The following is a 16,815-nucleotide window of genomic DNA, read 5'->3' as shown; positions in this document are numbered from 1 at the left end:
GTTGCTCCCTGTCAGTTCGTGCGGGTCAGTTCGTCCGGCCGGGGCGGTGGTTTGGAATCCGGAAGGTGCTCGGTCGCGGGTGCGGCCTGGTACTCCTGTTCGAGGCTCGCGCTGTCGAACTTCCGCTCGATGTACGACAGCGTCGACAGCAGCCCCATCGCGGTCAGCTTCCCGGCGCCGGTCCGCCTGACCGACTCGTGGATCGGCATCGATCCGACCGACGACCACTGCAGCCGGCCCTGGTCGTCGAGGTAGCTGCGCGCCTTGCCCGCGTTGTCCGGGTGCAGGCAGTACGGGACGTCGAGGTAGCCGCGACGGAAGGCGATCTCGAGCGCAGTACCGAGGTCCGGGTCGAGGTTGACGACCGCCTCGACCAACGCGCTCGCCTCGGCGTGGATGCCGGTGTCCTCGACGTCGCCGATGATCCTGGTGCAGCGCGCCGCGGCCGCCGCTGCGGTCTCCAGCGCGGCGACGTTCTCGGCGAAGGTGGGGATCCGGTAGCCCTCGGCAACGGTCTTCACGATCAGCCGGGCCGACGCGGTCCGGACCGCTAGTCGCGCCGCCTCTTCGAGCAGCCGCGAGGCGCCTTCGGGGGTACGCGGGTAGACGCCCATGTAGGTGTAGACCACGACGTGCCAGTCGATGTCCGGCAACCACTTCGCGGCCAGCCGGCGCATCGCCAGGATCGCCTCGGCGTCCTGGTCCGGGTCGGTCTGCTGGGCATAGCTCAGCGAGACGCTGCGGATGCCGTGCTGGCGGAAGAACATGCACTCGAGCACGCTCAGCGCGACCAGCAGACCGGGCGGGCAGAGCTGCCCCATCATGCAGCCGCCGAAGCTCTCCAGATGCGGTTCGACACCGGTCTCCCGTACCTCGGCCAGCAACTCGCAGCTGAGCGCCCAGTTCGGGATCGACTCGGTCAGCGGCGCCCGGCTGTAGGGCAGGCAGTACGAGACCGGCCCGCCCTCGGTCGCGTGCAGACCGGCCGCGGCCAGCGAGCGAATGATTGCCGCAGGCAACGGTGAGCCGTGCCGGACCTGGACCGGGAAGTCGGCGCCGACGACGCCGTCCAGGACCGCCCGGGTGGTGGAGACGTCGTGCGCGACGATCGGGTAGCCGTTCAGCTCGATCCCGGCGGCCAGCGCCGCGCTGGCGCTGAGATTGTCGCCCACCCGGGTGTAGCTGTCGAGCGTGATCGTGCCGACCGTGGTAGCGGCCGCGGCCTTGGTGTGCTGCAGCCCGAGGCGCATCGACGCCGCGTCGCTGACCCCCATCCGGGGCTGGACGACGAGCCGGCCGGCCTGCTGGGCGCGCGTGACGAAGTCACCGAACGAGCCGGTGGAGGGGAGACTCACGAAGCGACGCCGGTGGTGAGCTGACGGACGAACGACTGGAACGCGGTCAGCCCGGTTCCGTCGTCGAAGACCGCGTCGAAGCCCGCGGACATCAGCCTGGCGCGGGAGCCGTCGGAGCCCGGTCCGTCGATGCCCAGCTTGCCGCCGATCACCGCCGGTACCTGGGCCAGGCCGGCCCGTTCGCGCAGCTGGGTGATCACCCGCAGCCCGTCGTGGAAGCCGTGCCCGTTGACCGTGCTGACCACGATCAGATCGGGCTGGAGGCGCTCGGACTCGGCGATCAGCAGTTCGTCCGGCACACAGGCGCCGAGGTTGTGCACTTGGTGGCCGAGTTCCTCGAGCACCAGCTGCAGGAACACCAGGTTCCAGGTGTGCGAGTCCGAGGAGACGCTGGTCAGCAGCACGGTGAGGTCGCCGTTCCCGGCGGCTCTGCCGGCCGGGACGGCGGCGACATGATCCATGACAAGCAGAGCATCGGTCGGTCACGCCCTGATACATCGCCCGCTCAGGACGGCGGGATTTCGTCCAGCTGGGAGGTACCGGTGGCCGCTTGCGGTCCGTACCGCTCCCAGATCTCGTGCAGCCGGATCCGGCCGTCGGGCAGCATCTCGGGGGTGCTCTCGCAGCGGCCGGCCAGCACTGAGCCGTCGGCCAGGGCCATCGTGTAGGTGAACTCGATCGAGCCGTCCGGGCGGCACACGCCGGTCAACGAGCCCCGCCTGACCTTGCCGCCGCTGAAGTCGCCCCACAGGAGGTCACCGCGCTGCCGGTACACGGCCGACGGGCCATCGCCCTCGGCGTGCGCGACATCGCGGAACCTCCTGCCGTCGTAGTCGATCACTAGGGGCGTACCTGATCGTGCAGCTCGAGGATGCAGCACTTCACGCCGCCGCCGGCCCGGAGCAGCTCGGAGACGTCCATGCCGTACGTCTCGAAGCCGGCTGCCCGCAGCTGGGCGACAAGGTTCGCGGCGCCCTCGGGCATCAGGACGTGCTTGCCGTCGGAGACCGCGTTCAGGCCGAATGCCTCGGCGTCGTCGTGGTCCGCGAGGATGGCGTTCGGGAAGAGCTCACGCAGGATCGCCTGGCTGCCTGGGGTGAAGGCGGCCGGGTAGTACATGACCGTGTGCTCGTCGAGCGCCGACAGCGCGGTGTCCAGGTGGTAGAACTTGTCGTTCACCAGGGTCAGGCCGATCACCGGGCGGCCGAAGTACTCCTCGGTCTCCACGTGGCTGCGGCGGTCGGTACGGAAGCCGTTGCCCGCCAGGATCCACGGTCCGACGGCCAGGTAGTCGCCCTCGCCTTCGTTCTCGAGCGTCGCCTGGCGGACCTTGAGCCCCTTGGCGGCGAACCAGTCGAGGTAGCCGGCCGACTCCGCGTCCCGCTCGGGGAAACGGAACCGGGCCACCAGCGCCCGGTCGCCGTACACGGTGGCGCCGTTGGCGGCGAAGACCATGTCGGGCAGGCCGTCGAGCGGTGGGACGACATCGACGGTGTGGCCGAGGGCGAGCAGCTGGTCGTGGATCCGCTGCCACTGGTCCATGGCGATCGACTGGTCGGTCGGTTTGCCAGGGTCCATCCACGGGTTGATGGAGTAGGTGACGTCGAAGTGGGTCGGCGGGCACATCAGGTAGTGGCGGGCGGTGGCCTGCCGAGTGGTGTTTTCCATGCCCACCAGAGGATGCAAGGACCACGATCAGATACCTCACCCCCAGGGTGTATTTCCGCGGGCCGGTCGGGTGCTCTTGCGAGTAGGAGCGGCTCTGCTCCGCCCAGCCCACTCGGAGGTTCGACATATGGTTACCGGCTTGAGCCGAACTGAACTCACATCGCTGTACCTGGACGAGGTCAAGCGACGGGGGATCTCGGCCGGCGAACTCACCAGCACCCAACCCGAGTCCGTCGGTCTGCAGTCCTTCTACGGCGGCCGGTACCTGTCCCGCCCGTTGTTCCTCGGTGCCGAGGAGACCGAGCAGCTGGCGCACGACATGCTGAACATGCACGCGGCCCTGGTCAGCCTGCCCGACAAGCTGTACGGCGGTGACTTCGGCGCGTTCGGCCGGGCAGTCGGACTGAGCGAGGCTCAGGTCTCGGCGGTACTGCGCAGCCGCGGCACCACCGTCACCAAGCAGAGCCGCGGCGACCTGTACCTGTCCGAGGACGGGTTCAAGCTGCTCGAGTTCAACATGGGCAGCGCGCTCGGTGGCATCGACCACTCCGACATGGCCACCGCGTTGCTGGACCAGCCGGTGATGCTGGAGTTCGCCCAGAAGCACCGGCTGACGTTCGTCGACACGATGCGCGAGCAGGTCAACGACATGCTGGTGGAGAGCGGGTTCGCGCCCGGGTCGCGGCCGAAGATGGCGACCGTCGACTGGCCGAGCAGCTACGAGACGCTCGAGCCGTACATGCAGCACTTCTCCGGCCGGCTGACCGAGATGGGGATCGACACCGTCTTCGGTCACATCGGGCAGCTCGAGGTCCGCGACGGCGGGGTCTGGCTCGGCGACGTGAAGCTCGACATCATCCAGCGGCTGTTCATGCTGGAGGACCTCGAGGACCCGGAGTCGCTGGCGCTGGCCGAGCCGATCCTGGACGCGGCGGCCCGCGGTGAGGTGAAGATCTTCACGCCGCTGGACTCGGAGATGTTCGCCAGCAAGAGCGCGCTGGCGATGCTGTCCGACGAGGCGAACCGCAAGCACTTCGACGCCGAGACACTGGCGAGCCTGGACCGGATCCTGCCGTGGACGCGGATGGTGCGGTCCGAGCAGGTGACGTTGGAGGACGGTAGCCGGGTCGACCTGATCGACTATGTGCTCTCGCACCAGGACGATCTGGTGCTGAAGCCGACGCAGCTGCATGGTGGCGACGGGGTGCTGCTGGGGTGGCGCTCGGAGACTAGCGCGGAGGAGTGGGAAGAGCGGGTGCGGGCGGCTGTCGGTGGGTCGTGGATCGTGCAGCGGCGGATCCGGCCGGTGGTGGAGTACTTCCCGATGCCCGAGGGTGATCCCGTGCCCTGGTTGGTGAACTGGGGTGTCTTCACCGTCGTCAACGGCTTCGGCGGAGTGTTCGCCCGGGCCGCCACGGTGGAGTCGGACCTCGAGGTCATCCGCCTGATGGCCGGCGCCTCGGTTGGTACCGGCATGCACGTGCTGCCGGAAGACTCAGACGTAGAACCGGGCACCGCGCTTCCGGTCAAGTAACACCAAACAAAACAACCCCGCCGCAGTCTGAACTGCTCCCCGAAAGTTGGACTGGTTAAGTAAGAGGTTATGGGGTGTCTAGGCCGCGAGGGTCTGGGTCCGGTATTGCACCGGGCTCAGGCCCTCGAGTCGTGTTGAGATGCGGTGGTTGTTGTACCAGTGGATGTAGTTGTGGAGTGCTTGGGTGAGGGCGTCGGTGGTGAGGTATCGGGTGTGGTTGAAGGTTTCTTCTTTGAGGTGTCCGAACCAGTTCTCGATGACGGCGTTGTCGTAGCAGTTGGCTTTGCGAGACATCGACTGGGTTGCGCCGGCCGCGGCGAGCAGGCGCTGCCAGGAAGGGTGCTGGTACTGGAACCCTTGGTCGGAATGAACCAGCGGTGCCTGGCCGGGCTCGAGGGTGGCCAGAGCGTCTCGCAGTGACTGGTTGGTCAGGTCCAGGTTCGGTGAGTCGGCGATCGTGTAGGCGATGATTTGGCGGTCGAACAGGTCCATCACCGGCGACAGGTAGACCTTGCGGTCTCCGATCCTGAACTCGGTGACGTCGGTGACCCATTTCTGGGCCGGGGTGGTCGCGGTGAAGTCACGGGCCAGCAGGTTCGGAGCGGTCCTGCCGGCCTCGCCCTGGTAGGAGTTGTAACGCTTCTTGCGCCGTACCAGGCATACGAGGCCGAGGCGGCGCATCAGTTTCAGAACGGTCTTCTTCGCCACCTGCCAGCCCTGCCCTGCCAGTACAGCGTGGACACGCCGATGCCCGTAGCGTCGCTCGGCGGCCTCGAACACGGTCGTGATCGCGGTCTTCAACTCAGCCATCGGGTCAGGCCGGGCCAGGCGGGCCTGGTGGTAGAAGAACGTGGACCGGGCCAGCCCCGCGATCTGCAACAGCAAGTCCAGACGGTAGTCAGCCTTGAGGGCGATCACAGCGGCCACCTTCACGGCCGTTGCTGATCCCTCAAGGCCCGTACTTTTCCCAGGTAGGCGTTCTCTGCCCGCAACCGTTCGTTCTCGCGGCGAAGCTGCTCCAACTCCGAGGTCGGCCGCACCGGCGCGTCCGGGTCCTTGCGCGGCCGGCCCTTCGGCTTCGGCCGCAACCCCTCAGCACCCTCGCGCCGATACGTCCGCACCCACGCCCTCACCAACTCCGGCGAGGACAACTCGTGTTCGGCCGCCAGCACGGTCACCGGCTCACCAGCCAGGAACCGCTCCACCACAGCCAGCTTGAACTCGAACGAGTACGACCGCTTCGTCGGCCTGCTCACCAGCGCTCCTCTGCCCCAGATCCGCCAGCGCTCATACAGCTGCTTGACCGGCCAGAGCGCCACACCCAGCAGCCTCGCCACCGAGCTATACCCCAAATCCTCCTCGAACCACGCTACCGCCTGCTCACGCTGCCCCACGGACAAAGAGCTACGCCGATCCATACGAACACTCCCCAGAAGCCGGAACTGAATTTCTCAGTCCAACTTCCGGGGAGCAGTTCAGTCCGCGGCGGGGTTGTTTTGTTGCTAGCTGTTAAGTGGCGGGTTCGGTGCTGGGGTCTGTGGTGGGGGTGGGGGCGGGGATCTTGGAAGGTTCTCCGTCGGGGCGGCGCATGCCTATGCGGGCGCAGACTGCGGAGAGGACTGCTACGCCGGCGGCCCAGAGCCAGAAGGACTGGCCTAGGTGGGACCAGGCCCAGACGCCTACTGCGGGGCCTACTGCGTTGCCCAGGCCGAAGACGGTCAGCATGGCGCCGGAGTAGCGGCCCATCAGGTGGGGTGGGGCGACCATGCCGGGGTAGGCGAAGGTCGTCGGGGCGCCGATGATCTCGGATGCGGTCCAGATGATCGTGCCTACGATCAGGAGGGCTGGGATCAGGGCGATGGCATACATGCCGTATCCGACGGCGACGAGACCGAAGCCGGCGATGGCGGTGATTCGGAGCGGCCAGGTTTGCACGTACTTGGTGGCAGGCACTTCGCAGACCGCCACCACGATCGCGTTCGCCGAGACGACCAGGCTGTACCACCACAGGCTCATGCCGTCGTCCACGATCGCCAGCGGAAGTACCGCGAGGTACTGGCAGTAGACGATGGTCACCAAGAAGACGGCGGCCAGGTAGAAGTCGTAGCGCCAGTCGGCGAGGACAGCGCGGTAGCCCTGCTTCTTCTCGGCCGCCTTCGCCGCGGCCTTCTGAGCCTGCTCAGCCGCACTGGGCTTGCCAGGCAGGAACTTCCACGCGATGGCGCTGTAGAGCACCGCAGCGAACGCCTCGGCCCAGAACAGCAGGTTGTACGAGACCGAGACCAGCGCCACGCCCACGATCGGGGTGACCGCGGTACCCAGGTTGATCGCCAACCGGTACATCGCCATCGTCATCACGAGCTGACCAGGCTTGGTCAGCTCGGCCAGCATCGCCTGCGCGGCCGGCCGGTTCAGCATGCTGACCGTGCTGACCACGAGGATCGCGAGCAGGATCAGCCAGTACGGCTTGATGTACAGGATCGAGACGATCAGCACGGCCGAGCCGAGCATGCTGATCAAGGTGGCGGCGCGCGCGCTCAGCCGGTCGGTGAGCCAGCCACCGACGAACGAGCCGAGCACATGGCCGGCGCCGTACACGCCCAGCGCGAAGCCGGCCTCGCCGGCCGAGAACCCCTTGTGCGTCATGAACAGCACCAGGAAGATCTGCAGGAAGGCGCCCAGCCGGTTGACGAACACGCCGAACAGCAGCGCCTTCGAGGTCAGCGAGGTCTGCCGCCAGGTCGCGATCGCGCCGAGCCCGGTGCCAGGTTGTTCGGCCGGTGCCGGATCGCGGTCGACTTCTTCACTCATCGGTTACTTCACCCCTTGGTTCCGGGCAGGCAAGGTGTCCGGACAGTAATGCCTGCGGACATTTGGTCCCGCACGCTACCGCGCCGAACGCCCGCAGGACAGGGTTTGCAGGCAACTAAAACACGTGTATCAACCGCGAATCCCGAGCGCCTCTGGTGGGGTGACGGCGACACATCGCGGACCGCGTGTGCCCCCTCGTCGTCATGCCCTGCTGGCAGGAGGATCGGACCAATATGACCATCGAAATCCATCGGGACCTCGACCGGATCCCGGACGACTTCATGCAGAGGCCGTACGAGATTCTCGAGCCGTACCGGAAGGCCGGCCGCGTGCACCACGTGGTCTTCCCGCACGGTGCCGACGTCTGGCTCGTCACCCAGTACGCGGATGTACGGACGCTGCTGCAAGACCCGCGGGTGAGCAAGGACGGCACCCGGATGAACGAGATGTTCGCCCGGCACACCGGTACGTATGTCGAGACCGACAAGCCCGACGTCGGCTTCGACGACGAGCTGTCCCAGCACATGCTGAACACCGACGCGCCCCGGCACACCCGGCTGCGGGCGCTGGTGAGCAAGGCGTTCACGCTGAAGCGGATGGAGAACTTCCGGGACCGGATCGAGGAGCTGGTCGGCCAGTACCTGGACAAGCTCGAGGGTCGCGACGACGTCGACCTGGTGACCGAGTTCGCCCAGCCGCTGCCGATCGTGATCATCTGCGACGTGCTCGGTATCCCGTTCGAGGACCGCGAGCGGTTCCAGCAGTGGGCGGTCGAGCTGGTCGGCGCGGGGCACCCGCCGGAGGTGGTCGAGCAGGCGTCGAAGAACGTCCAGGAGTACGGCCAGTCGATCATCGAGATGAAGCGCAAGAACCCCGGCGACGACATGGTCAGCGCGATGATCGAGGGCAACCCGGACGGCGACCGGCTGACCGACGACGAGCTCGTCGCGATGATCTTCCTCTACACCGTGGCCGGCCACATCACCTCGCAGCACACGCTGTCGAACGCGATCCTCAGCCTGCTCACCAACCCGGACGCGATGGACCGGCTGCGCGGCGATCTGGGGATCATGTCGCAGGCGATCGACGAGCTGATGCGCTACGACGGCGGCGTCGGGGTGGCCACCTTCCGGTTCTCGCTGGAGGACATCGAGATCGGTGACACCGTGGTGCCGGAGAACAGCATCATGGCGCTGTCGATCCTGTCCGCGCACCGCGACGAGGCACAGTACGAGAACGCGAACAAGCTGGACCTGGACCGCAAGCCCAAGGGCGTGCTCGGGTTCGGCCACGGTCCGCACTTCTGCATCGGCCAGCCGCTGGCCAAGATGCAGACGAACATCGCGCTCACCCGGCTGCTGGAGCGTTTCCCGGATCTGCGGATGACCGCCGACCCGAAGTTCCTGGAGTGGGAGCCGAGCACGCTGCTGCGCGGCATGCACCACTTGCCGGCGGCAACCACACCGCTGAAGCACTGAGCTAGCCAAAGAGAAAGCCTCCCCAGCCTGGCTGGGGAGGCTTTCTTCTTGTGCGGTGGATCAGTCCTCGACGTAGTACCAGTCCTCGGGGTTGATCAGGCCGTACGGGTTGCAGGGCTCGACGCCGCGCAGGTTCTTGGCGACCTCGAACATCCGGTTCGGGAAGCCCGGTGACCAGATCGTCGGCACCTGCTCGGCGATGTAGTCCTGGTAGGCGTACATCGCTTCCGGGTCGTCGCTGTGCACGGTCGCGTCGATCAGCTTGTCCGCGGTCGGGTCGGAGTAGTCGCCGAAGTTGCTGCCGCCGCCGGTGGCGAACAGCATCTCGCCGGTCAGGTGGCCGTAGAACGACCAGCCGCCGTTCCAGGTGTTGATCTCCCACAGCCGCTTGGCCGGCTGGTTCGGGGCGTGGTCCTCGGCCACCATCACCGAGCCGTAGACGGGCTCCAGCTTGAGCTCGATCCCGGCCTTGGCCGCGTCCTCCTTGAAGATCTCCAGCAGCTTGACCAGCGCGTCCTTGCCTTCGACGTACCGGATCGTGAAGGACATGTGCGCGCCGATCTCGACGCCCTCGCCGGCGCAGCCGTCGACCTCGCCCGGCTGGACGCAGCCGGCCGGCATCGTGCTGGTGTCCCAGCCGTGTGACTCGAGCAGCGCGTTCGCGGCCGCCGGGTCGAACGGCATCGGGTCCTTCAGTTGCTTGGGGGAGACGTGCGGGTTCGGCGGCGACAGCGGCACCGGACCGTCCATCCGGTACGCGTTGCCGTTGAAGACCTCACGGATGATGCGGTCCTGGTCGAGGCACATCTGCAGCGCCTGCCGGACGTACGCGTGCTTGTAGATCGCCGCCGCGTCGGAGTCGTTGTCGAAGTTGAACGGCATGTACCTGACCACGAACACGTCCTGCGGCACCACCCGGTACTTCTCCGCCAGCGGGTCCGGGCTGCCGTCCGTCACCTCCATGCCGGGCGGCAGATAGCCGATGTGGATCCCGTCCTCAGCATCCGGTCCGGCCAGCAGCCGTTCGTACATCAGCTCGTCGGTGTCGTTCTGCACCTGGCGGAACTCGGCCAGCTGGGGCTTGTTCGGGCCGGAGTAGTTCTCGTTCGGGACGAAGGTGACCAGGCCGTCGAGGTCGTAGCTCTTCAGCTTCCACGGTCCGCTGACGACACTCCAGACCGGGCTGTCGGCCCAGCCGCCGCGGTGCAGGTTGGCCTCCTCGGTCCAGTCGCCGTTCTCCGACACGAGGTAGTCGTAGACGGCCGGGATGTCGTCCTTGTCGAAGGACGCGCGCGCCGGGCCCTCGGCGGTACGGTCCCAGGCCTTCGGCATCGGGGTGATCAGCGTCAGCTGGTTCATCTCCACCCAGGTCTTGGAGTAGACCTCGTTGAAGGTGAAGCGGACCTTGTCCTCGGCAACCTTCTCGTACGACGACAGGTTGTCCGGGAAGTAGCCGGGCACGTAGTAGCCGAGCCGGTCGCCCTTCACCGCCATCATGTTCACCCAGAACATCACGTTGTCGGCGCAGATCGGCTCGCCGTTGGACCACTGCCAGTCCTTCAGCGTGACGGTGACGCTCAGCCCGTCCTCGCTCCACTCCGGCGGGTGCGCCAGGCTGCGGTCGTAGTCGACGCCCGCGGCGCCGTCCTTGCCCAGCCAGTACAGCGGACGGAACATCAGGATCTGGAACTCGTACAGGTTCCGGATCCCGATCCGCTCCCGCGGCGTGAACGGGAAGATCGCGGCCGGCGGGAAGCCGGGGTTGCAGGCCCAGGTGACGATGCCACCCTTGACTGGCCGGCCCGCCTCGGACGGCTGGCCGGAATCCTGCGTGGTCAACGTAGTGGACATCAGGTCACCTTTCTTGGTGGATCTTCTAGGCCGTTGCCGGCAGTGCGAGCCGTACGTCGATCTGCGCGGCGAACTCGTAAGCCGTCGCGATCGCCTCGTCGAACGTCGCTCCGCTGGTGCAGAGGAAGCCGAGGATGTTGTTGCCGTCCGGTGGGCGCCGGACGAGGTCGCCGGGCTTGGCCGTGATCTTGAGGAAGAACACCCGGTCGGACTCGGCCACCGCCGGCGGCACGGTGATCTGCTCGATCCGGCCGGGCGCGCTGATCAAGCACGTTCCGGCCAGGTGGACGCCGGTCGGGTGATAGTGCTGGACCTCGGGCTTCACACCGGAAGCGACCGCCATCGTGGCGCGGATCGGGCAGTAGCCCGTGCTCAGCCGGGCGAAGTAGTCGAGCCCGCCACCGCCCGGCCGCACGGCGATCTCCAGCATGTGCGGTTTGCCTTGGTGGAAACGGACCTCGGCATGCATCACGCTTCGCTTGAGGCCTTGCGCGCGGGCAGCCTTGGTGACGACCTCGTGGACAGCGGCGAGCTGATCCGCGTCGAGCGTCGTCGGCGCCTGGTGCGCGTCGTCGTCGAAGGTGTTGCCCTCGATCGTGATCCGGTCGACGATCGAGCCGAGGTACACCTCGCCGTCCCAGGCGAGCGCCTCGATCTGCATCTCCCGCCCGTCCAGGAACGACTCGACGAGCAGTCCGTACGGTCCGAGGTCGAGCCCGTCGGGCTCCATCCGGAACCACGACATGCCTGCCATCCCCTCCAGCGCTTGCGGGAACCGGGTCCGCAGCTCGTCGGGGCTGTCCACCTTGAAGACGAAGTTGCTCGCGGCACCCAACGTCGGCTTGAGGATGATCGGGTAGCCGAACTCCTCGGCCGCTTCCAGCGCCGCGTTGACGTCAGGTACCAGCCGGTACTTCGGTACCGGCGCCCCGCCGAGTTCCTGCGCCTGCCGCATCAGCAGCTTGTTCCGGCTGATCCGGGCTGCGTCGAGACCCACGCTCGGCAACCCGAGTGCCTCGGCCACCGCAGCAACCGTGAGCACACCGGACTCCGAGAACGTGAGCACACCGTCGAAACCTTCGGCTTCGTGCCATTCCTGGGCAGCCTTGATGATGTCGTCGATGTGCTTGGAGCCGGCGATCCGGTACCGGTCGGCGGCCCAATAGCCTGGCTCGCCGAGACCGTTGAGCACATGCAGCGTGCCGCCGAACTCCTCGACCTGCTGGTAACGGGACTGGTAATAGCCGGCGTTCTGCACGGCTTCCAGCGCGAGTAGCTTCATGGCTCTACTCCTCACCGACCGCGGCGAGCTGTCGCGGCCTGTCGATCGGCTCAAGACCGGTCGCGCGGGGCGGGGCACCCATGGCACGATCGGCGATCGCCCGGGCGATCTGGGGTGCGAACTTGAAGGACATCCCGCCACAGGCTGCGAACGCCCAGACCGTGCCTGCCCCGTACGACGCCAGCAGTGGCCCGCCTTGCGTGCGCTCGGCCAGGTAGTAGCCGTCGTTGGCGCCGACAACCCCGGCCGGGTCGAAGGATTCGATCAGCTGCGAGAAGAGGTCGATGAGGTGATGACGCCACTGGTCCGGCGTACTGCGGTCGGTCATCTCGTCCACCGGCCGGCACGCGCTCGCCGCGCTCAACCGCATCGGCGCCCCCGACTGCGCCACCGTCGGCATGAACCAGGCATCGCGGTCGGGGCCGAGACCGAGTACCACCGGCATCTCGGCCCAGTTCCGCCGGTAGGTCGGCGGCCGGTAGGAGAGCACGCTCTGCCGGTACAACGTGAGGTCAGGTCCGACCGAGCCGGCCAGCAATTCGCGTGACCAGGGCCCGGCGGCGATCACCACCCGGTCCGCCGACTGCGTCCCGCCATCGGCGAACCGGATCACGCCGTCACCGTCGACCTCGGACACCGCGACGACCTGGCGGTGGGGGAGCAGCCGTACTCGGGGATGCTCGCCCAGCCAATGGGCCATGGCGACCAAGGCGTGATCGGCCAGCAGGACACCGGCCGTGGCCTCCAGCACGGCAGCACTGCCGACGGGGAAGCGGACGCGTGGGTACCACTTGGCCAGGTCCTGTGGTGAGAGCGCCCAGGCCTTCGCGCCGTCCACCGTGAGCTCGGCCAGTTCGGCGTGAGCCTGCTCAGCCGGCATCGCCGTGAGAGCACCGGTCGGGTGATAGAACCGCGTGCCGAGCAGCCGCTCGACATCCTGCCAGGCGGAATGCGAGCCCGCGGCCGCAGCCGTCAGCACCGGGTCGCCCCGGTGCAGCGCGCGGGTCACCCGGAGCCGGTCGTTCGACGTGGCCAGCGGAGACGGGATCGGGCCGGCGTCCACCAGGTCGACCTGGTGGGCGCCGGGCGCGCGGACGCACTCGATCGCGGTGAGCAGCCCGATCACGCCACCACCTACCACCGTGATCCGCATCCGGGATCACCCACCTCCGGCGAGCGCGCCGGCCGGCTCAGCTGCCGCGGCCGGCTCGGCCGAAAGGAGCGGCGGGGCGAACGGCTTGATGTCGGCGGCGTCGTAGGCTCCGTTCACCAGCAAGCCGGCTTCCGGAGTACCGTCGAAGACGCCTGCTTCCCGGGCTGCTGCGACCAGGTCGATCAAGAGCGGAGAAGCCAACGCCAGCAGGGCTTTGACCTCGGCGAACAGGTCGCCCCAGGCTTCGGGCTGCTCGTCCAGACCGACCCCGTCGAGGGCCGCCGCGCGACCGCGCAGCCGCTCGAGCTGAACCAGCACGGTGTCCGCCGCCCGGTTCAGGTTGAACGTCGGCATCTCGTAGAACAGGTCGAACCGCTCCAGCATCAGGACGATCCGGCCGCGACCGCCTGGCGTGACCGGCAGTCTGCTGTCGTCGCCGGCGTTGGCGATCGCCTTGGCGAGCACTCCGGCCAACTGGTTCCAGGGTCCGATCAGCCGGTCCTCGGCCATCTTGTCCAGACCCGCCCGGCTGAAGGTCGACCGCTGGTACTCCGGGGCCGTCAGCGCCAAGTAGAGCCGGGCGACGTCCCGCGGTACCTCCGTCAGCAGCTCCTGCGGCGTCAGCACGTGCCGCTTGCTGGTCGAGAACTTCGAGCTCTCCAGCTCGTAGAACTCGTTGTTGATAATGGACTCCGGCCAGACGTACTTGTCGCCGTGCGCCATCAGCATCGCGATGTGCGGGAGGCAGAAGTAGTACGCGTTGTCGAAGCCGAGGAAGTGCACGATCCGCAGGTTCTCCGCCTTGCGCCACAGCTCACCGGGCACGGTGTCGCGGCCGAGCTTGCTCGCGGCGTACGACGTGGTGAACATGCCGGCCGGGATCAGTTCGAGCCAGGCGTTGAGCACCTGGCCGGGGACCTCCGGGAACTGCGCGTCGATACCCCAGTTGAGCGGGAAGGTGATCGGCACGTCCTGCAACGGGCGGGCCAGCAGTTCGGCGATCATCTGCCGCACGTGCGGGCGCCGGTGCGTGGCCAGCGATTCGTGGTACTGCGTCAGCCGGTCGCGGTACTCCTCCAGCGGCAGCACCATGATGGTGGCTTCGCGGTAGGTGAGCTTGTCGTCCTTGTTGATCGTGGAGTGCGGGTTGAGCAACTGGTCGAAGTTGTTCGGGTGGCAACAGGTCTCGCACAGGCCACCGCGACTGCTGCTCAGGCAGACCGGGCAGTCGCCCTCGATCAGACCCTCGACCATGAACTCGCCGGTCCGCTCCAGGAACGGCAGCCGGACGGTCTTCAGCTTGAAGACGCCGGCGGCGTGCAGCGCGTGGAAGTACTGCAGGACAGTGGCCTTGTACGTCGAATCGAACGGTCCGAAGCCGTCGTACGAGATGCCGATCGCCTGCAGGGCCTCCTGGATCTGGCCGGTCGAGCGCTTGCAGAGCTCCTCCGACGTGATGCCCTCGCGAGCGGCCGACGCGACCACGTACGTCTGGCTGTCGTCGGTCTCGGTGGTGAAGATGACGTTGCGGCCGCGCGCTCGCTGGTAGCGCGCGTACACGTCACCGGCCAGGTACGGTCCGGCGATGTGGCCGAGGTGCATGCCGCCGTTGGGAGTCGGGTTCGGGCCAAGGACCAGGACGGGACGGTCGTCGTCCTTGGGCAGTACGCCGGTCACGCGGTGACTCCTTCGCGCTCTGAGTTCTCGATCGCCTCCGCGGTTGCGGCGTTCTCGGCTTCCTTCTCGCGTGCCTCGGCGGCGAGCTTCTCGGTCTCCGACCCGGCGTGCTCGGCCAGGAACCGGTGCGACATCTCCGGGTCCCACCAGATGCTGGTGAAGACGAAGTCCTCGTCGTTGTGGTTGTGCACCCGGTGCAGCTGGCCCGGCGTGAAGTAGCAGACATCACCGGCCCGGAAGGGCTGCCGCTCGCCACCGCACTCGACCTCGACCTCGCCGGAGACGGCGACGAAGATCTCCTGCTCGTGGTGGGTGTGCAGCTTGGAGACCGTGTTCGCGCGGCAGACGGCGTACGAGACCTCGAACGGCGCGTTCAGCACCGCCCACGGCTGCAGCCGCTGGGTGTCGACGCTGTACTCGTGCAGGAGATTCTCGCGATCCAGCCGCGAGATGTGTACGACCATGGGTTACCGTCCCGAAATCTGCTCGAAGGTGTTCGGACCGTTCTGGGTGTGTTTGGTCTCGATGACCGCCTTGTGCGGATCGCCCTGCAGGATCAGGTCGATCACCGGCGTGCCCCCGCCGCCGGGGGTCTGCACCGACCGGCTGTAGAGCACCCGCAGCTGGCTCGGCTCGAGGCCGCTGATCCGCTCGAGTTCCGCGGCCAGCTCCTGGTCGTTGGTCACGCCGGCCAGCAGGCTGTGCATGTCCGCGAGCCGCTCGAGCAGTTCCGGGTGCTCACGCTCGATGAACTGCTCGAGCCCGGCGCCCTGACCGGCGAAGGGGGAGTACGTCATGCAGACCAGGTGGCTCTCGGTGAGGGCGAAGGTCTCCAGCGCGTACTCCTCGGCCAGCAGCCGCATCCGCTTGAGCGCGTCCGGGGTGTCGTACCGCGCCCGCATCGTCTCGATCAGGCCGGCCGGGATGTCCTTCTTGCGCATCAGGCCGAGGGCGAACTCGACGTACTCGGCCATCCCCTCGTCGTACGAGCGCTGGAACAGGTGCTCGGCCTTGATTCCGCGCAGGTGCGCCATCAGGGCCGGGTTGGCGCAGTCGGACTCGGTGAAGCTGAAGGCCAGGTCGTCGAACTGGAAGCCGAGGAAGCCGGTCAGCAGCTCGAAGTGGTCGCCGGCCGCGTAGTCGGTCTCGTCGTAGATCGAGAAGAACTTCAACCGGTCCGGGACGGCGGTACTGACCTGCCGCTCGGCGATCGCGGTGGTCGCGTCGGGGCCGAGGATGTCGGTGAAGTAGGCGCCGGCGATGTCGTCGAGCTGGCCGAGCACCTTGCCGAACCCGTTCTCGGTGCTGGCGTGCTCGCGGATCGTGCCCGGGTCGGTCGCGCGGATCTGGCGGGCCAGCCGGCCGACCCAGGCGGTGTACTGACGCTGCTCACGCGGCGAATCGCCGGTGATGAGGATGTCGGCGCCGTCGCCATGGGCCGCGGCCACCCCGAAGGCGTTGAAGACGCTGAGATTGCAGGAGTTGCAGAACGTCGGCCGGCCGTCCGCGAAGGTGCGGTGGCCGGTCATCAGGATGTCCAGCCGGTTGCGCCGGATCACGTGCTCGCGCTGCGGCGAGTCGACGTAGAACTCGGACACCTCGTCGCCGTCGACCAGCAGCAGCTCGCAGTCCGGGTCATCGAACAGCCGCAGGGCCAGGTACTCGCGATCGATGTTCTCCATCACCGGCCGCGGCATGCCCGCGTGCCGGTTGGTCGCCACCCGCATCCGGAAGGTGCGGCCGTGGACGCGGTACAGGATCAGCTGCATCGTACGGACGAAGGCCAGCGTGTACGAGCTGTCCTTGCCGCCACCGAACGCCACCATGACGAGGTTCTTCTCGAGCTCCTCGCGGTACGGCAGCTCGGCCAGCAGCCGGACGCTGCAGCGCAACGCCTCGGCCAGGATGGCCGGTGGCATCGCTACCTGCAGGCCGGCGAAGGCCTGCTCGCGGGCCCGAGCCACGTCGTCGAGCGCGGGCCGTTCCAGTTCGACCATTGCCATCCG

Annotated in this window: 15 protein-coding genes; 2 read left to right on the top strand and 13 right to left on the bottom strand. The window is 67.5% G+C overall.

Annotated features, from left to right (window positions below):
* Window positions 1-11: 11 nt before the first annotated feature.
* Genes OHA70_RS35850 through ddaH form a run of 4 tightly spaced genes read right to left on the bottom strand, consistent with a single transcriptional unit; the run spans window position 12 to window position 3,023 of the window.
* Window positions 12-1,355, bottom strand: coding sequence for a methylaspartate mutase (locus OHA70_RS35850; RefSeq protein ID WP_328325460.1), 1,344 nt, complete (start codon window positions 1,353-1,355; stop codon window positions 12-14).
* Window positions 1,352-1,816, bottom strand: a complete 465-nt coding sequence (locus OHA70_RS35845) for a cobalamin B12-binding domain-containing protein (RefSeq protein ID WP_328325458.1) — start codon at window positions 1,814-1,816, stop codon at window positions 1,352-1,354. Before OHA70_RS35845 ends, OHA70_RS35850 begins: the two co-directional genes overlap by 4 nt.
* A gap of 44 nt (window positions 1,817-1,860) precedes the next feature.
* The gene (locus OHA70_RS35840; protein WP_328325456.1) at window positions 1,861-2,196 is read right to left on the bottom strand and encodes a hypothetical protein; all 336 of its coding nucleotides are present in this window, start codon (window positions 2,194-2,196) and stop codon (window positions 1,861-1,863) included.
* Window positions 2,196-3,023, bottom strand: a complete 828-nt coding sequence (gene ddaH / locus OHA70_RS35835; protein ID WP_328325455.1) for a dimethylargininase — start codon at window positions 3,021-3,023, stop codon at window positions 2,196-2,198. The genes OHA70_RS35840 and ddaH overlap by 1 nt, the downstream gene beginning before the upstream one ends.
* A gap of 139 nt (window positions 3,024-3,162) precedes the next feature.
* On the opposite strand from ddaH, the gene OHA70_RS35830 reads away from it, so the two are divergent.
* Complete coding sequence (locus tag OHA70_RS35830; protein ID WP_328325453.1) at window positions 3,163-4,557, top strand: hypothetical protein; 1,395 nt, start codon at window positions 3,163-3,165, stop codon at window positions 4,555-4,557.
* 78 nt (window positions 4,558-4,635) lie between these two features.
* Here the strand turns inward: OHA70_RS35830 and OHA70_RS35825 are convergent, their stop codons facing one another.
* From OHA70_RS35825 to OHA70_RS35815, 3 genes are all read right to left on the bottom strand, one after another.
* Window positions 4,636-5,475 carry an IS3 family transposase gene (locus OHA70_RS35825; protein ID WP_328325451.1) on the bottom strand — a complete coding sequence of 280 codons (840 nt, stop codon included), beginning with the start codon at window positions 5,473-5,475 and terminating at the stop codon, window positions 4,636-4,638.
* Window positions 5,476-5,486: 11 nt separating this feature from the next.
* Window positions 5,487-5,894, bottom strand: coding sequence for a helix-turn-helix domain-containing protein (locus OHA70_RS35820; RefSeq protein WP_328325449.1), 408 nt, complete (start codon window positions 5,892-5,894; stop codon window positions 5,487-5,489).
* A gap of 172 nt (window positions 5,895-6,066) precedes the next feature.
* On the bottom strand, window positions 6,067-7,368 hold the full coding sequence (locus OHA70_RS35815) for an MFS transporter (RefSeq protein ID WP_328325446.1): 1,302 nt from the start codon (window positions 7,366-7,368) through the stop codon (window positions 6,067-6,069).
* Window positions 7,369-7,601: 233 nt separating this feature from the next.
* Between OHA70_RS35815 and OHA70_RS35810 the strand changes: the two genes are divergently transcribed.
* The gene (locus OHA70_RS35810; protein ID WP_328325444.1) at window positions 7,602-8,846 is read left to right on the top strand and encodes a cytochrome P450 family protein; all 1,245 of its coding nucleotides are present in this window, start codon (window positions 7,602-7,604) and stop codon (window positions 8,844-8,846) included.
* Between the two features lie 60 nt (window positions 8,847-8,906).
* Here the strand turns inward: OHA70_RS35810 and OHA70_RS35805 are convergent, their stop codons facing one another.
* The 6 genes from OHA70_RS35805 to OHA70_RS35780 are packed head-to-tail and all read right to left on the bottom strand — an operon-like array spanning window position 8,907 to window position 16,812.
* Window positions 8,907-10,697: an ABC transporter substrate-binding protein gene (locus tag OHA70_RS35805; protein WP_328325442.1), complete on the bottom strand. Its 1,791-nt coding sequence runs from the start codon at window positions 10,695-10,697 to the stop codon at window positions 8,907-8,909.
* Between the two features lie 25 nt (window positions 10,698-10,722).
* Window positions 10,723-11,979, bottom strand: coding sequence for an ATP-grasp domain-containing protein (locus OHA70_RS35800; protein ID WP_328325440.1), 1,257 nt, complete (start codon window positions 11,977-11,979; stop codon window positions 10,723-10,725).
* A 4-nt stretch (window positions 11,980-11,983) separates the two neighbouring features.
* Window positions 11,984-13,132, bottom strand: a complete 1,149-nt coding sequence (locus OHA70_RS35795) for an NAD(P)/FAD-dependent oxidoreductase (protein WP_328325438.1) — start codon at window positions 13,130-13,132, stop codon at window positions 11,984-11,986.
* Between the two features lie 6 nt (window positions 13,133-13,138).
* Window positions 13,139-14,809, bottom strand: coding sequence for a class I tRNA ligase family protein (locus OHA70_RS35790; RefSeq protein WP_328325436.1), 1,671 nt, complete (start codon window positions 14,807-14,809; stop codon window positions 13,139-13,141).
* A complete protein-coding gene (locus OHA70_RS35785) occupies window positions 14,806-15,273 on the bottom strand; it encodes a cupin domain-containing protein (RefSeq protein WP_328325434.1) in 468 nt (155 codons plus the stop codon). The genes OHA70_RS35790 and OHA70_RS35785 overlap by 4 nt, the downstream gene beginning before the upstream one ends.
* A gap of 3 nt (window positions 15,274-15,276) precedes the next feature.
* The gene (locus OHA70_RS35780) at window positions 15,277-16,812 is read right to left on the bottom strand and encodes a PqqD family protein (RefSeq protein WP_328325432.1); all 1,536 of its coding nucleotides are present in this window, start codon (window positions 16,810-16,812) and stop codon (window positions 15,277-15,279) included.
* Window positions 16,813-16,815 lie beyond the last annotated feature (3 nt).

The organism is Kribbella sp. NBC_00382 (genome assembly GCF_036067295.1).
Lineage (GTDB): Bacteria > Actinomycetota > Actinomycetes > Propionibacteriales > Kribbellaceae > Kribbella.
The sequence above is the reverse complement of the archived record's forward strand: the minus strand, read 5'-3'. Positions and strand labels throughout refer to the sequence as shown.

Coding starts and splice junctions, on each gene's coding strand:
- ddaH (WP_328325455.1), bottom strand. CDS start 3,023: ATGGAAAACACCACTCGGCAGGCCACCGCCCGCCACTACCTGATGTGC.
- OHA70_RS35805 (WP_328325442.1), bottom strand. CDS start 10,697: ATGTCCACTACGTTGACCACGCAGGATTCCGGCCAGCCGTCCGAGGCG.
- OHA70_RS35780 (WP_328325432.1), bottom strand. CDS start 16,812: ATGGCAATGGTCGAACTGGAACGGCCCGCGCTCGACGACGTGGCTCGG.
- OHA70_RS35800 (WP_328325440.1), bottom strand. CDS start 11,979: ATGAAGCTACTCGCGCTGGAAGCCGTGCAGAACGCCGGCTATTACCAG.
- OHA70_RS35810 (WP_328325444.1), top strand. CDS start 7,602: ATGACCATCGAAATCCATCGGGACCTCGACCGGATCCCGGACGACTTC.
- OHA70_RS35845 (WP_328325458.1), bottom strand. CDS start 1,816: ATGGATCATGTCGCCGCCGTCCCGGCCGGCAGAGCCGCCGGGAACGGC.
- OHA70_RS35785 (WP_328325434.1), bottom strand. CDS start 15,273: ATGGTCGTACACATCTCGCGGCTGGATCGCGAGAATCTCCTGCACGAG.
- OHA70_RS35795 (WP_328325438.1), bottom strand. CDS start 13,132: ATGCGGATCACGGTGGTAGGTGGTGGCGTGATCGGGCTGCTCACCGCG.
- OHA70_RS35815 (WP_328325446.1), bottom strand. CDS start 7,368: ATGAGTGAAGAAGTCGACCGCGATCCGGCACCGGCCGAACAACCTGGC.